The organism is Xenorhabdus kozodoii (assembly GCF_002632875.1).
Lineage (GTDB): Bacteria > Pseudomonadota > Gammaproteobacteria > Enterobacterales > Enterobacteriaceae > Xenorhabdus > Xenorhabdus kozodoii.
Genome location: NZ_NJCX01000020.1, coordinates 52,597 through 66,496 on the forward strand (window position 1 = coordinate 52,597; position 13,900 = coordinate 66,496).

Below are 13,900 nucleotides of genomic sequence, written 5' to 3' on the forward strand. Positions count from 1 at the left end.
ATTATCCTAATAACTCAGTTTTGTAATCCCCGGCAGGGAAACGGAAAGGTACTGGCCCATCAGCAATACCATCAAGGAACTGCCGTACCCGTTGATCCTGATTCATTCTCAACTGTTCTGCCGTACCTTGTGCGATCACTTTCTTCTCAGCCACAATATAAGCATAATCGGCAATGCTCAGTACTTCCGGTACATCGTGAGAAACGATAACACACGTCACCCCAAGCGCATGATTTAGTTCATCAATAAGCCTCACCAAAACCCCCATCGTGATAGGATCTTGGCCAACAAACGGCTCATCGAACATGATTAAATCAGGATCGAGGGCAATCGCCCTTGCCAAGGCTGCCCGCCTAGCCATACCGCCAGAGAGTTCCGATGGCATCAAGTGCGCAGCGCCACGTAATCCCACAGCTTCCAGCTTCATCATCACGGTGGTATGAATCAACGCCTCAGGCAGTTGGGTATGCTCACGCAGGGGAAAAGCCACATTGTCAAAAACATTCAGATCGGTGAACAAGGCACCTGACTGAAATAACATGCTCATTTTCTTACGTGCAACATAAAGTCGTGGGCGGGACAAGGCCGGAATATTATCGCCATCAAACCAGATTTCACCCCGTTCAGGGCGAATCTGTCCCCCAATCAGGCGTAGTAAGGTGGTTTTTCCTATGCCGGAAGGTCCCATAATGGCGGTAATTTTTCCTTTCGGAACGGTCAGATTAATATCAGCAAAAATCGGGCGTTGACCTCTGGTGAAATGCATTCCGCAGATCTCAATAAGATTTGCTGTTTGTTGACTCATTATTGATAGCCCCTAACCGTTAATAGAACTGTCTTCATGACTGTATTGAAGTAATTAATCATGCATACTACAAAAAATTGCCTAATTTGCGTTAGCAAAGTTGTGACAAATTTTACTTTTTATCGCTTGATCGTCAGAATGTATAAGTCTAGCTGAATAAACATTCCATGTTTAAAAATCAACCATCATTGGCATTGTGCTCGGAATAAAACTGACTTAAGGGACATCCATGTTTCTGACTATTGTACTACTCGTTACCGGGTTGATTTTACTGGTGTATGGTTCCGATAGATTAGTTTATGGTGCGGCCGTTTTTGCCCGTACTATGAAAATTCCCCCTTTTATTGTCGGCTTGGTGATTATGGGAATCGGAACCTCGCTGCCAGAACTGATGGTATCTGTCACAGCAATGTTAGACGGGCAGCCAGACATGGCTGTGGGTAATGCCATCGGTTCCAATATTACTAACCTGCTGCTTATTACGGGAGCGGCAGCTTGCATTCGGCCAATCAGGGTGAAATCCGAAATTCTACGCCAAGAAGTCCCCCTGATGTTAGCGATCACTTTATTTGCCGGGTATTTGCTGTCCAATGGATACCTGAGCCGGTTGGATGGTATCCTGTTAGTGCTTTCTGCCCTCTTCTTTATCTCACTGATGATAAAGATGACCGCGTTATCCCAACACAACGGTGTTGATAGTTATACCCAAGAACGAAATGCAGAATTGCCTGTCGAAGGCAACAATGGAATTGCACTTCTTTGGGTTGTTCTGGGGTTAATTATTCTTCCCATATCCACGCGCATGGTGATTGACAATGCAACCGTTATTGCGCGTATTTATGGTATCAGCGAACTGGTGATTGGCCTGACGATTCTGGCCGTAGGAACCAGCTTGCCTGAGCTTGCTACCGCCATTGCCGCGGCTATCAAAGGGGAGAATGACATGGCAATGGGCAATATTATTGGCTCAAACGTATTCAACGTAACCCTTGTTCTGGGTGTCCCCGCCATGCTGTCCCCCAGTGTCTTTTCGCCTCAAGCGTTTTCCCGTGATTTTTGGGTCATGGTGGCAGCGAGTGTGCTATTCACAGTATTTTGTCTGGGAAGAAAGCATCGATTAAACCGATTGAACGGCATCTTGTTACTGGGCTGTTTTATCGCTTATTTTGTCGTACTTTTTGTTTCTAATTATGACGGTATTGAGTAATTACCGATTGAGTGGGAAAAGAGTGGGAAATAAAAATGCCTAAGATCGATTTTCAGCAAGCAGGTAAGGAAGTATTACATATTGAACTCGAAGGGCTGGCCGGCCTGGAACAATATATTAATGACGATTTCAGCCAAGCCTGTGAATTCATGTTTAACTGCGAAGGGAAAGTTATTGTGATGGGGATGGGCAAATCCGGTCACATTGGGCGAAAAATCGCGGCCACATTTGCCAGCACCGGTACACCTTCTTTCTTTGTCCATCCTGGTGAAGCCAGCCACGGCGATCTCGGCATGGTAACAGCAAAGGACATCGTACTGGCGATTTCCAATTCAGGTGAATCGAATGAAATTCTGGCATTGATCCCCGTTCTCAAGCGCCAAAAAGTCCCGCTCATCTGCATGACCAACAATCGCAACAGCAACATGGGCAAAGCCGCAGACATTCATTTGTGCATCAAAGTTCCACAAGAAGCCTGCCCATTGGGATTAGCGCCCACCACCAGCACCACCGCGACACTCGTCATGGGAGATGCATTAGCCCTTGCACTCTTGCAAGCCCGTGGCTTTACTGCCGAGGACTTCGCCCTTTCCCATCCTGGCGGAACACTTGGGCGCAAACTTCTGCTGCTAGCCAGTGATTTGATGACCACAGGCGCTGACATTCCCCGTGTCCCCCGTACCGCAACTCTGCGTGAGGCGCTGGTGGAAATTACCCGTAAAAAATTGGGCATGACCGTTATCTGTGGTGATGACATGCAGATCAAGGGGATTTTTACCGATGGCGATTTGCGCCGGGTTTTCGATATGGGCATCGATTTAAACAATGCAAAAATTTCTGATGTCATGACGGCTGGCGGCATCCGTATCAAACCCAATGCACTGGCGGTTGATGCCTTAAACCTGATGCAATCACGTCATATCACCTCACTATTGGTCACAGAGGGCGACAAATTACTGGGTGTGCTACACATGCACGATCTTTTGCAAGCCGGTGTCGTATAAAGCAAGTAAACTGATACAAACAAGCATAAGATAAATCTTAAGAGAATTTCTTAATGAGTCAAAAAGCGTACCTGGACACCTGTTATGGCCCAGTTAACAAAACAATTATTGAAAAAGCCCGTCAAATCCGTCTGCTGATTTGTGATGTTGATGGTGTCATGTCTGATGGGCTTATCTACATGGGCAATGAAGGCGAAGAGTTGAAAGCCTTTAACGTTCGTGATGGCTATGGCATCCGTTGTTTAATCACTTCGGGTATTGAGGTTGCCATCATCACTGGCCGCAAAGCAAAACTGCTGGAAAATCGGGCAAAAACGCTAGGTATTACACATCTTTACCAGGGACAAAACGATAAGGTTTTGGCGTATCAGGCACTGTTGGATAAACTAGCGTTGCAGCCAGAGCAAGTCGCCTATATTGGTGATGATCTTATTGACTGGCCTGTCATGGCACAAGTTGGGTTATCTGTTGCCGTTGCGGATGCCCATCCATTACTGTTGCCAAAAGCAGATTATGTGACTCAGATTGCCGGCGGTCGTGGTGCAGTCAGGGAACTTTGTGATTTGGTGCTCTTCGCTCAAAATAAGCTCGAAGGTGCCAAAGGGTTATCCATATAAATTAAAACTGAAAAAAGAATGAGTAAAATTCAATCCTGGCTGACCGCAGTACTGGCACTCATCGCGCTTGCGCTGATTGGCTGGAATTTATCAGGTATCAATGATGATGCCTCATCAGCGATTGTGGAGGATGGTTATCCCAATTATCAAACACAAGAAGCCATTACTTTTGTCTATGATCCGGAAGGAAAACTGACTTACAAACTGGTCGCTGACGATGTTAAAAACTTTACGGAAACCAAACTGACCTGGTTTACTCGCCCTGTATTGACAACATTTGACCCTAATGGCACCCCAGGAACCCCGATAGCAACATGGACAGTACGTGCCAACAAAGCCAAACTGACCAAAGATAAGATGCTCTATCTGTATGGGGATGTCCAAGTGGATAGCCTGAATGATGCTTCACAATTACAGCGGATCACAACAGACAATGCGATCGTCAACCTCACAACACAAGATGTCACCTCCGATGACCGAGTCACTCTGATCGGTGTCGGTTTAAAATCTGTTGGCATGAAAATGCGGGGCAATCTGCGAAACAAAACTGCTGAATTGATTGAAAAGGTCACCACTCAATATGAGATTCCACATGAACAACCTAATCCGTAATACCGTTATTGCCAGTACACTCTTTGCAGTCAGCCTGCCCGTATTGGCCTTAAAAGATGATACCAAAAAGCCCATTACCATTGACTCAGCAAGACAGTCTCTGGATTTAACCGGAAATATTGCCACATTTACGGATAACGTGATCGTAAAACAAGGCACAATCGACATCCATGCAAATAAAGTCGTTGTTACCCGTCCCGAAGGGGATTCGAACAAGACCGTGATTGAAGCATACGGTAATCCTGCCACGTTTTATCAACTGCAAGACGATGGCAAGCCCCTCAAAGGCCATGCATCAAAGATGCGCTATGAGATGGATAAGGAGCTGATCACGCTAACGGGTGACGCCTATCTTGAACAGCTAGACAGCAATATCAAAGGCGATAAAATCACTTATCTGGTTCCAACCCAACAGATGGAAGCTTTTAGTGATAAAGGTAAACATGTCACCACCGTCCTGTTACCGGCTCAGCTACAAGAAAAAGGCTCCGGTGCTGACGCGCAGAAAAAAGGTAAATAACGACTGATGGCAATACTAAACGCAGAAAATCTGGCGAAAGCCTATAAGGGCCGTAAGGTCGTTGAGAACGTCAGCCTAAACGTGAAATCAGGGGAAATTGTTGGCTTACTTGGCCCTAATGGGGCGGGTAAAACCACCACTTTTTATATGGTTGTCGGTATTGTTCCACGTGATGCGGGTTCTATCACCATTGATGAAGAAGATATCAGTCTGCTGCCTCTGCATGAGCGCGCACGTCGTGGGATAGGTTATTTGCCTCAAGAGGCTTCCATCTTCCGTCGTTTGAGTGTCTTCGACAATTTGATGGCAGTACTGGAGATCCGCAAGGACCTGAACCAGGAGCAGAGAAAAGTACGCGCAGAAGAGTTGATGGAAGAATTTCACATCTCTCACCTGCGTGATAACCTTGGACAATCACTTTCCGGCGGTGAACGCCGTCGTGTGGAGATTGCCCGTGCATTGGCCGCCAACCCAAAATTCATTCTGTTGGATGAACCCTTTGCCGGTGTTGACCCCATTTCCGTACTGGATATCAAAAAGATCATTCAACACCTGCGGGATTATGGATTAGGTGTACTGATTACTGACCACAATGTGCGTGAAACATTGGATGTCTGCGAACGTGCCTATATCGTCAGCCAAGGTCATTTGATTGCTCACGGCACCCCAAATGACATCCTGAATAACGAGCAGGTCAAACGCGTCTATTTGGGAGAGGGTTTCCGCCTTTAACCCTGATCCTTCTGTCAGGCGCGATCCAAGGAACTATTCAAGCTAGATTAAGGAACACGTGGTAACGCTATGAAGCAAAGTTTGCAACTCAGGCTCAGTCAGCAATTGACGATGACGCCACAACTCCAGCAAGCCATCCGTTTGTTGCAACTATCGACGCTTGAGCTTCAGCAGGAGATCCAGCAGGCTTTGGAGGCCAACCCGCTGCTTGAACAGGATGACGTGCATCAGGAAGTGGAAAGTCAGGGACTTTCTGATACTACTGACGTCATGGATACCCGCGAAGCGCTTGAACAGAGGGATATGCCAGAAGAGCTACCATTGGATGCCAGTTGGGATGAAATTTATACCGCTGGCACACCTTCAGGCACCCACAGTGACTATCGCGCGGATGATTTCCCCGTATATCAGGGAGAAACCACCCAAACCCTGCAAGATTATCTCATGTGGCAAGCAGGGTTGACGCCATTTACCGAAACAGACGCCGCCATTGCCACGTCAATTATTGATGCCATTAATGACACCGGATACCTGACCATTTCCATCGAGGAGATCCTTGCCAGTATCGGCGATGACGAACTGACCTTGGCAGAGGTTGCAACCGTCCTTAAGCGCATACAGCATTTTGATCCGATTGGGGTTGCTGCCCGTGATTTACGCGAATGCTTGCTTATCCAGCTTTCAATACTGCCGCCAGAGACACCTTACCTGAATGATGCGAAACTCATTGTCAACAAGTACCTTGAACTACTGGGCAACCGAGACTTCCGTAATTTATTACGTCAGAGCAAATTAAAAGAGAGAGCCTTGAAGGGCGCCATTGATATCATTCAATCACTGGAGCCTAAACCTGGCTTAGTGGTTAATACGGGTGAATCCGAGTATGTCATTCCAGATGTATTAATACAGAAAGAAAATGAAAGCTGGCAAGTCAGGCTAAATACCGATAGCATCCCCCGTCTGCGCATCAACCAGCACTACGCAGCGCTGGGGCAACGGGCCAATAATGAAAGTGACAACCTGTTCATACGCAATAACTTACAAGAGGCCAAATGGCTGATCAAAAGTCTCGAAAGCCGTAATGAAACGTTGTTGAAAGTCGCCCGCTGTATTGTTGAGCGGCAACAAGATTTTTTCGAGTATGGTGAGGAACACATGAAACCCCTGGTACTGGCGGATATCGCCTATCAGATTGATATGCATGAGTCCACCATTTCCCGTGTGACAACACAGAAGTACCTGTATAGTCCACGCGGGATCTTTGAACTGAAATATTTTTTCTCCAGTCACGTCAATACCGACAATGGCGGTGAAGCCTCTTCTACCGCGATACGTGCCCTGGTGAAAAAACTGGTCGCGGCAGAAAATCCGGTCAAGCCACTGAGTGACAGTAAATTGACCAGCATACTTGCTGAGCAAGGTATCCAGGTGGCTCGCCGGACTGTCGCAAAATATAGAGAGTCGTTATCCATCCCGCCTTCAAACCAGCGCAAAAAACTGGTTTGAACAACACAGAGAAGGAAAACACGATGCAACTCAAAACCATGCAACTCAATGTTACAGGTCACAATATTGAAATCACAGATGCACTGCGCAACGTTGTGAACACCAAATGCGGCAAATTGGATCAATATTTCGATAAGATTAACCTCATCCAGGTCATTCTCCGAGTGGAAAAGGTACAAAAGATCGCCGAAGCCACCGTGTATGTTAATGGAGGTGAGTTGCATGCAACCTCGGAACATGAAGACATGTATGCCGCAATTGATGCACTGGTAGATAAGCTAGCGCGTCAATTGACCAAACACAAAAGTAAATTGAGACAACATTAATCGCTTTTAGGCAACGGGGCTGTCGTAAAATTATCACTGTTCTATCTATAACGCCTTCTATAGCACCACTACAGGTGTGATCTATAGATCGGTTTTAGCGCAGTGTACCCATACCGGATGCCTCCTCAGGCATCGGGTATAACAAGGCCCTAAGTGAATAAAGAAATGAACAACGAAACAGATTTACCACTAAGCTCAGTGCTTTCACCCGAATGTACACGCAACAACGTCCCTTGTTCGAGTAAAAAGCGCGCCTTAGAGATTATCAGTGAGCTGGCATCAAAGCAGCTCGGAGTGTCGGAAAACATCGTATTCGAGGCCATACTTTCGCGCGAAAAAGTAGGCACAACAGGAATTGGCAATGGGATTGCGATCCCTCACGGCAAATTGGACAGAGAATGTTCTGAGAATGCCGTTGGCGTGTTTTTGCATCTGGAACAACCCATTACCTTTGACGCTATCGATAATCAGCCTGTGGACTTGCTGTTTGCTTTATTGGTGCCATCAGACCAGTGTCAAACCCATTTACACTCACTATCATTGATTGCAAAGCGCCTTGCAGATAAAAATCTCTGCCGCCGCCTGCGCTCAGCGCAGAGTGATGAAGAACTGTATAAAATTATTACTGAATAAATAGCGATTATAATTATAAACATTTAGGGGGAGTCACCTCATGGTGCTGATGATAGTCAGTGGTCGTTCAGGTTCTGGGAAATCCGTTGCTTTGCGTGCGTTGGAAGATATGGGCTTCTATTGCGTGGATAACCTACCTGTTGTGTTGCTGCCGGAATTGGCAAACACACTGGCCGAACGTGATATTTCGGCCGCGGTTAGCATCGATGTCAGAAATATGCCAGAGTCGCCAGAAGTTTTTGAAGAAGCCCTGACGCAATTACCGGAAAGTTTTTCGCCACAGTTGCTGTTTCTTGATGCAGATCGTAATACCCTGATCCGCCGCTACAGTGACACTCGCCGTTTGCATCCACTATCCAGCAAAAACCTGTCACTGGAAAGTGCAATTGACAAAGAAAGCGATTTGCTTGAACCCCTGCGTTCACGTGCTGACTTAATCATTGATACCTCTGAAATGTCCGTCCATGAACTGGCAGAAATGCTCAGGACACGCCTATTAGGCAAACGGGAGCGGGAATTGACGATGGTATTTGAATCCTTTGGCTTCAAGCATGGTATCCCCATTGACGCTGATTATGTTTTCGATGTGCGTTTTCTGCCAAACCCGCATTGGGATCCTAAGCTACGCCCGATGACCGGTTTGGATCGCCCGGTGGCGGCGTTTTTGGATCGCCATACAGAAGTGCATAATTTTATTTACCAAACTCGCAGCTATCTTGAGCTTTGGCTACCCATGCTGGAAACCAATAATCGTAGCTATCTGACGGTTGCTATTGGTTGCACCGGCGGTAAACACCGTTCAGTCTATGTGGCAGAACAACTGGCTGATTATTTCCGTTCCCGTGGCAAAAACGTGCAATCACGTCACCGTACACTGGAAAAACGCAAATAATATGAATGACACCCGCCATGACAGTCAAACAACGACTTGAAATTAAAAATCGGCTCGGAATGCATGCTCGGCCTGCGATGAAACTGCATGATCTGGTACAACAGTTTCAATCAGAAGTGATCCTGCGCAACAGCAATCACTTACAGGCCGAAGCCCGTAGCGTCATTGCCATGCTGATGCTGGATTCTGAACAAGGCAGCCATATTGATGTTGAAGTCAATGGGCCAGATGAACAACAAGCACTGGCGGCCATTATCGAACTCTTCAACGCCGGATTTGACGAAGATTAACCCTTCCCCCCTGCTAAAGAGATTATCCCCTTTTCGAACGGCTGCTTGATTGTTGGGGGATGATTTTGTCTACCGCAACGCCTCAGGAATAGCGTCCTATTTTCAAGACAAACGTAAAATCAGTGATAAAAACCAACCAAAGATAAAAAAACATTAATATAACCTGTTTATTAAACATTCACCAAAAATAAAAACAAGATGTTTTAATGATTAATTTGGTTCATTACTCCAACTATTTATAAATAGTATAATATAGATAATAAATGTTAGCTTTCAACAAGTTAACCATGTGAAATTAAATTAGAAAAAACTTATTATTAAAGCGCAATTACATGCAGAACATTATATGAACAATTCCTAAACTGGAGGTTTACTTCATGCGTTTTAATCAAGCCACACTGGCAATTCTTCTTGGCCTAAGCTTGTCTCACGGTATTGCCCAGGCTGCACCTGCGCTCTCTTTAGATAACACCCATGCAGAAAGCATCGCCGCTACCAATAATGCTTGGGTTGAAATCAATACCGCGATTTTCGAAAATAATATCCATACACTGCAAAATAAACTGAATCAAGGCACCAAAATGTGTGCGGTTTTGAAAGGTGATGCTTATGGTCATGGTATCGGCCTGTTGATGCCATCCATCATCAAAACTGGCGTACCTTGCGTAGGGGTTACCAGCAATGAAGAAGCCCGCATCGTGCGTGAAAGCGGCTTTAAAGGACAACTGATACGTGTCCGTACTGCTGACATAACGGAAATCGAAAGCACACTAGGCTATAACATGGAAGAGATGGTCGGCGATCTGGAACATGCCCAAGCCCTCGATGCCCTGGGCAAAAAACACGGTAAAGAGATCCACGCTCACCTGATGCTGAACACGGGTCTGATGAGCCGTAATGGTTTGGAAATGAAAACTGAGCAGGGCAAACAAGATGCGCTGAAAATGACTCAGCTAACTAACTTGAAACTGGTCGGCATGATGAGCCACCATGCATTCACCGATCTGGATGCAATCCGTAACAGCATTAAGAACTTTAAAGATCAAACTGACTGGCTGATCAAAACAGCCAACCTGAACAGGGATGAAATCACGCTGCACGCATCAAGCTCTTTTGCATCGTTGAGCATGCCTGAAGCACAATTTGACATGGCGCGTGTTGGTAGTGCGCTGTACGGCATTCTGACCACCAGCCACCCCGAATTTAAGCCTTTGATCCAAGTAAAAACCCGTGTTGCTTCTGTTAAGACATACCCTAAAGGTAATGGCGTCGGCTATGACAACACTTACATTCTGAAACGTGACTCGAAGCTCGCGAATCTACCCGTTGGTTTCTCTGATGGTTTTAGCTCTGTCATGTCAAACAAAGCCTACGTTCTTATCAACGGCCACCGTGCACCGGTTGTGGGTAGCGTTTCCATGAATACCGTCATGGTTGATGTCACTGACTTGCCGGAAGTGAAAAGTGGCGATGAAGTGGTCATTTTCGGTAAACAAGGTAACGACGAAATCACCCAGTCCGATATCCAGAAATGGGGTGGAATGCATGTTGTTGAGTTTTCTTCCATTTGGGGAGAAACCAACCCACGTATTGTTACCACAGGTTTATAATCTGCATGCCAAAATGATGACAAATTGTTCTTTTTTCCATTGCGGTTAAGCCCTGTTTCATTAACAATGCAAAACAGTTCGTGATCATGATCTCTTTATTTTCGCGACAGAACAGCCTAATATCATTTTAATTACTTTGAAAATAACACCCCCTCCTTGCGATGTGGGGTGTTATTTTGTATTGAGCTTAATTTGGAGTGTGGAATGAAAAAACCTAAAATTATTATCAATGAATTGGATGCCGAACGTTTAGATTCCCTGTTGGAGCAACCTGCATTTGCCAATACCCGCATCGCAGATGCCTTGAATGACGAGTTGGATCGCGCCGAAATCGTGGCTCCGGTAGATATCCCGGCCGATGTTGTCACAATGAACAGTGAAGTACGCTTTATTGATCTTGGCAGCAATGAAGAACGTATTCGCACCCTGGTTTATCCGGCATCCCTACAAGACAGCACCAAACATCTGTCCGTCATGGCACCTTTGGGGGCAGCGCTTTTGGGCTTGCGGGTGAATGATGAAATAACGTGGCAATTGCCAAATGGCGAAGCGACCCGCATCAAGGTATTAGAACTGCTTTACCAACCCGAAGCCGCAGGTGAGTATCACCGCTAATTCTCAGCCAGCTCAGTGATACCGAACTGGCTGCTGCTAATTGAGTATCCCTACTATTGACCGGCGATACTCATTTCCGGCAGCAACACCGAACCACACTGAATATTACTGCGTGTTTCGATATCATCACCGATTGTCACCATATTTGCCCACATATCCTTCAAATTTCCTGCAATGGTGATCTCACTGACAGGATATTGAATTTCGCCATTCTCGACCCAAAAGCCGGATGCGCCGCGAGAATAGTCCCCAGTCACTGCGCTCACGCCCTGCCCCATCAACTCAGTGACGAGCAGGCCAGTTCCCATTTCACGTAACAAGCCAGCAAAATCCAGCCCCTGACCTGCAATGCGCCAGTTATGAATTCCACCGGCATGACCCGTGTTGACCATGCCCAACTTGCGGGCAGAATAGGAAGTCAACAACCAAGTCTGCAACACACCATCCTTAATAATATCGCGTGGTGTTGTACGCACACCTTCACTGTCAAATGGCGTTGAAGCTAACCCACGCAATAGATGAGGCTGCTCTTCAATCGTCAACCATGAAGGCAAGATCGGTTTGCCCAGGCTATCCAACAAGAAAGAAGACTTACGATAAATGCTGCTACCGCTGATCGCCCCCACTAAATGACCGAACAACCCCGTAGCCACTTCCGCAGAAAAGATAACTGGCGCTTTCATCGTTGCTAACTTACGCGCACCCAGGCGGGAAAGCGTACGGCGGGCACACTCCTGCCCCACCCACTCAGGCGATTTCAACTCGTCAAAGTGACGACTGATCGTATAGGCATAATCACGTTCCATATTGCCATCTTGCTCGGCAATCACGCAGCTTGACAAAGAATGACGGCTTGAGCAGTAGCTTTGCACCATCCCATGACTATTACCAAATACCCGAATACCGTAATGGCTGTTAAAACTTCCACCTTCGGTATTGGTAATGCGCGCATCTGCCTGCAATGATGCTTGTTCCGCGCGGGCGGCCAACTCAATGGCCTTATCGGCATCCAAATCAGCGGGATGGAAAAGATCTAACTCAGGGGCTTCAAAGGCCAATAACGCTTTATCCGCGGGGCCAGCATAAGGATCAGGTGAGGTATAACGTGCAATATCAATAGCGGCCTGTACAGTACGGGCAATCGCTTCTGGGCTGAGATCCGTTGAGGAAGCACTGCCTTTGCACTGCTGGTGATAAACCGTAATCCCCAGGGCACCATCGCTGTTAAACTCAACATTTTCGACTTCACTAAAGCGGGTGCTGACACTCATCCCCGTGGTTTTATTGACCGCAACTTCCGCGGCATCACAACCGGTTTTCGCTAATTCCAAAGCGTGAGCAACCGCATTTTCCAGCAACTTGCGTTGTTCCGCGATTTGTTGATTGGTAACTATCATTAATTAACCATAATCCAATGAATTAAAAAGAGAATTCGTCAGAAAAAATGCCCATTTCCAGTTCATGACATGAATGCCGAGTGGTAATCAGGCAATTTTCCCAGTTACAATACACAATATTAGGATGTTAACACCCACCGGACGATAGGTCATGTCCCAAAATCGACCTTATCCGGCCTTTTTAGAAGGAAAACCATTATGGCAAAACAGCCTGAAGATTGGCTCGACAATAATCCTGCTGAAGAGGAAGAAGATGAGATAATCTGGGTCAGTAAAAGTGAAATCAAGCGAGATGCTGAAATACTGAAAAAGTTGGGCGTGGAACTGGTTGAACTCAGTAAAAACCAACTGGAACGCATTCCGCTGGATGAAGATTTGCTGGCAGCGATTATGTTGGCACAGAAAATCAAGCGTGAAGGACGTCGCCGTCAATTACAGCTCATTGGTAAACTGTTACGTGCCCGTGATCCTGAACCCATCACTACGGCGTTGGATAAACTGAAAAATCGCCACAACCAGCAAGTCGTTATCTTGCATAAACTGGAAGAATTGCGTGACAAACTGATCGAAAGTGATGATGCCTTTGAAGAAGTCATCGCCCTGTATCCACATACTGATCGCCAGCAACTTCGCACATTGGTTCGGAATGCGAAAAAGGAAAAGGCCGCTAACAAGCCCCCTAAATCTTACCGCCAGCTTTTTCAATATTTGAAAGATCTATCGGAATCCCCCTAATCCCCTTTCGCCGCCATTTCGTTGAGAATTGGCGGTCATTTCTTTTTGTTTCTTCTTCATGACATTAACCAGTAAAAAGCCGCCCGTATCACAGGCGGCTAAAGGAACTTATACCGAAGAAAAACTCAATCTACCACATTAAAGCACAGCGCCCCTTCCAGCTCTTCTTCGGCTTCTTCAAACAGCAATATTAACGCCGCAAAGCGCTTTCTTTTTTGCGGGGTAAAGTGGCTAAATTCAATCTCAACAGGTAACTGAATATGCCCCGTCACGGCATCCCACAGTGCATCCAGATTGGCACCAAAATCATCCCCAAGCTCGAAGCACTCTTTGAATTCATCATAGAAAGCGTTTAAGTCAGGGATTTGGCTAAAGTCGAATTTTACCTTTTTCATGCCA

General features: G+C 46.3%; 17 protein-coding genes. 14 read left to right on the plus strand and 3 right to left on the minus strand.

Annotated elements, in window-relative coordinates:
- Position 1: 1 nt before the first annotated feature.
- Positions 2 to 805, minus strand: coding sequence for a phospholipid ABC transporter ATP-binding protein MlaF (gene mlaF / locus Xkoz_RS13830; RefSeq protein ID WP_099142715.1), 804 nt, complete (start codon positions 803 to 805; stop codon positions 2 to 4).
- Between the two features lie 229 nt (positions 806 to 1,034).
- Here mlaF and Xkoz_RS13835 point away from each other — a divergent pair, with 229 nt between their 5' ends.
- From Xkoz_RS13835 to rnk, 13 genes are all read left to right on the plus strand, one after another.
- Positions 1,035 to 2,012 (plus strand): calcium/sodium antiporter, encoded by a 978-nt coding sequence (locus Xkoz_RS13835; RefSeq protein ID WP_099142716.1) that lies wholly within the window; start codon positions 1,035 to 1,037, stop codon positions 2,010 to 2,012.
- 35 nt (positions 2,013 to 2,047) lie between these two features.
- Entirely contained in the window at positions 2,048 to 3,016 is a 969-nt protein-coding gene (gene kdsD / locus Xkoz_RS13840; protein ID WP_099142717.1) for an arabinose-5-phosphate isomerase KdsD, read from the plus strand.
- Positions 3,017 to 3,069: 53 nt separating this feature from the next.
- Complete coding sequence (gene kdsC / locus Xkoz_RS13845) at positions 3,070 to 3,633, plus strand: 3-deoxy-manno-octulosonate-8-phosphatase KdsC (RefSeq protein WP_099142718.1); 564 nt, start codon at positions 3,070 to 3,072, stop codon at positions 3,631 to 3,633.
- A gap of 18 nt (positions 3,634 to 3,651) precedes the next feature.
- Complete coding sequence (lptC, locus tag Xkoz_RS13850; RefSeq protein ID WP_099142719.1) at positions 3,652 to 4,245, plus strand: LPS export ABC transporter periplasmic protein LptC; 594 nt, start codon at positions 3,652 to 3,654, stop codon at positions 4,243 to 4,245.
- Positions 4,226 to 4,765 (plus strand): lipopolysaccharide ABC transporter substrate-binding protein LptA, encoded by a 540-nt coding sequence (gene lptA, locus Xkoz_RS13855; RefSeq protein WP_099142720.1) that lies wholly within the window; start codon positions 4,226 to 4,228, stop codon positions 4,763 to 4,765. Before lptC ends, lptA begins: the two co-directional genes overlap by 20 nt.
- Before the next feature lie 6 nt (positions 4,766 to 4,771).
- A complete protein-coding gene (lptB, locus tag Xkoz_RS13860) occupies positions 4,772 to 5,497 on the plus strand; it encodes an LPS export ABC transporter ATP-binding protein (protein ID WP_099142721.1) in 726 nt (241 codons plus the stop codon).
- Positions 5,498 to 5,566: 69 nt separating this feature from the next.
- On the plus strand, positions 5,567 to 7,003 hold the full coding sequence (gene rpoN / locus Xkoz_RS13865) for an RNA polymerase factor sigma-54 (protein ID WP_099142722.1): 1,437 nt from the start codon (positions 5,567 to 5,569) through the stop codon (positions 7,001 to 7,003).
- 38 nt (positions 7,004 to 7,041) lie between these two features.
- On the plus strand, positions 7,042 to 7,329 hold the full coding sequence (gene hpf, locus Xkoz_RS13870; protein ID WP_099142756.1) for a ribosome hibernation promoting factor: 288 nt from the start codon (positions 7,042 to 7,044) through the stop codon (positions 7,327 to 7,329).
- Positions 7,330 to 7,494: 165 nt separating this feature from the next.
- The gene (ptsN, locus tag Xkoz_RS13875) at positions 7,495 to 7,962 is read left to right on the plus strand and encodes a PTS IIA-like nitrogen regulatory protein PtsN (RefSeq protein ID WP_099142723.1); all 468 of its coding nucleotides are present in this window, start codon (positions 7,495 to 7,497) and stop codon (positions 7,960 to 7,962) included.
- A gap of 40 nt (positions 7,963 to 8,002) precedes the next feature.
- Positions 8,003 to 8,854 carry an RNase adapter RapZ gene (rapZ, locus tag Xkoz_RS13880; protein WP_099142724.1) on the plus strand — a complete coding sequence of 284 codons (852 nt, stop codon included), beginning with the start codon at positions 8,003 to 8,005 and terminating at the stop codon, positions 8,852 to 8,854.
- Between the two features lie 17 nt (positions 8,855 to 8,871).
- Positions 8,872 to 9,144, plus strand: a complete 273-nt coding sequence (npr, locus tag Xkoz_RS13885) for a PTS phosphocarrier protein NPr (protein ID WP_099142757.1) — start codon at positions 8,872 to 8,874, stop codon at positions 9,142 to 9,144.
- Positions 9,145 to 9,521: 377 nt separating this feature from the next.
- Complete coding sequence (gene alr, locus Xkoz_RS13890; RefSeq protein ID WP_099142725.1) at positions 9,522 to 10,754, plus strand: alanine racemase; 1,233 nt, start codon at positions 9,522 to 9,524, stop codon at positions 10,752 to 10,754.
- 204 nt (positions 10,755 to 10,958) lie between these two features.
- Complete coding sequence (gene rnk / locus Xkoz_RS13895; RefSeq protein WP_099142726.1) at positions 10,959 to 11,369, plus strand: nucleoside diphosphate kinase regulator; 411 nt, start codon at positions 10,959 to 10,961, stop codon at positions 11,367 to 11,369.
- 53 nt (positions 11,370 to 11,422) lie between these two features.
- Here the strand turns inward: rnk and pmbA are convergent, their stop codons facing one another.
- Entirely contained in the window at positions 11,423 to 12,766 is a 1,344-nt protein-coding gene (pmbA, locus tag Xkoz_RS13900; protein WP_099142727.1) for a metalloprotease PmbA, read from the minus strand.
- 198 nt (positions 12,767 to 12,964) lie between these two features.
- Between pmbA and yjgA the strand changes: the two genes are divergently transcribed.
- Positions 12,965 to 13,501 carry a ribosome biogenesis factor YjgA gene (gene yjgA, locus Xkoz_RS13905; RefSeq protein ID WP_099142728.1) on the plus strand — a complete coding sequence of 179 codons (537 nt, stop codon included), beginning with the start codon at positions 12,965 to 12,967 and terminating at the stop codon, positions 13,499 to 13,501.
- Between the two features lie 125 nt (positions 13,502 to 13,626).
- Here the strand turns inward: yjgA and Xkoz_RS13910 are convergent, their stop codons facing one another.
- Positions 13,627 to 13,896, minus strand: a complete 270-nt coding sequence (locus Xkoz_RS13910; RefSeq protein ID WP_099142729.1) for a barstar family protein — start codon at positions 13,894 to 13,896, stop codon at positions 13,627 to 13,629.
- Positions 13,897 to 13,900 lie beyond the last annotated feature (4 nt).

What these genes read in the sequence shown, in the direction of transcription:
- ptsN (WP_099142723.1), top strand. Translation starts at nt 7,495, where the DNA reads ATGAACAACGAAACAGATTTACCACTAAGCTCAGTGCTTTCACCCGAA.
- kdsD (WP_099142717.1), top strand. Translation starts at nt 2,048, where the DNA reads ATGCCTAAGATCGATTTTCAGCAAGCAGGTAAGGAAGTATTACATATT.
- pmbA (WP_099142727.1), bottom strand. Translation starts at nt 12,766, where the DNA reads ATGATAGTTACCAATCAACAAATCGCGGAACAACGCAAGTTGCTGGAA.
- hpf (WP_099142756.1), top strand. Translation starts at nt 7,042, where the DNA reads ATGCAACTCAATGTTACAGGTCACAATATTGAAATCACAGATGCACTG.
- rpoN (WP_099142722.1), top strand. Translation starts at nt 5,567, where the DNA reads ATGAAGCAAAGTTTGCAACTCAGGCTCAGTCAGCAATTGACGATGACG.
- npr (WP_099142757.1), top strand. Translation starts at nt 8,872, where the DNA reads ATGACAGTCAAACAACGACTTGAAATTAAAAATCGGCTCGGAATGCAT.
- mlaF (WP_099142715.1), bottom strand. Translation starts at nt 805, where the DNA reads ATGAGTCAACAAACAGCAAATCTTATTGAGATCTGCGGAATGCATTTC.
- rnk (WP_099142726.1), top strand. Translation starts at nt 10,959, where the DNA reads ATGAAAAAACCTAAAATTATTATCAATGAATTGGATGCCGAACGTTTA.
- yjgA (WP_099142728.1), top strand. Translation starts at nt 12,965, where the DNA reads ATGGCAAAACAGCCTGAAGATTGGCTCGACAATAATCCTGCTGAAGAG.
- rapZ (WP_099142724.1), top strand. Translation starts at nt 8,003, where the DNA reads ATGGTGCTGATGATAGTCAGTGGTCGTTCAGGTTCTGGGAAATCCGTT.
- lptC (WP_099142719.1), top strand. Translation starts at nt 3,652, where the DNA reads ATGAGTAAAATTCAATCCTGGCTGACCGCAGTACTGGCACTCATCGCG.
- lptA (WP_099142720.1), top strand. Translation starts at nt 4,226, where the DNA reads ATGAACAACCTAATCCGTAATACCGTTATTGCCAGTACACTCTTTGCA.
- lptB (WP_099142721.1), top strand. Translation starts at nt 4,772, where the DNA reads ATGGCAATACTAAACGCAGAAAATCTGGCGAAAGCCTATAAGGGCCGT.
- kdsC (WP_099142718.1), top strand. Translation starts at nt 3,070, where the DNA reads ATGAGTCAAAAAGCGTACCTGGACACCTGTTATGGCCCAGTTAACAAA.
- Xkoz_RS13835 (WP_099142716.1), top strand. Translation starts at nt 1,035, where the DNA reads ATGTTTCTGACTATTGTACTACTCGTTACCGGGTTGATTTTACTGGTG.
- alr (WP_099142725.1), top strand. Translation starts at nt 9,522, where the DNA reads ATGCGTTTTAATCAAGCCACACTGGCAATTCTTCTTGGCCTAAGCTTG.
- Xkoz_RS13910 (WP_099142729.1), bottom strand. Translation starts at nt 13,896, where the DNA reads ATGAAAAAGGTAAAATTCGACTTTAGCCAAATCCCTGACTTAAACGCT.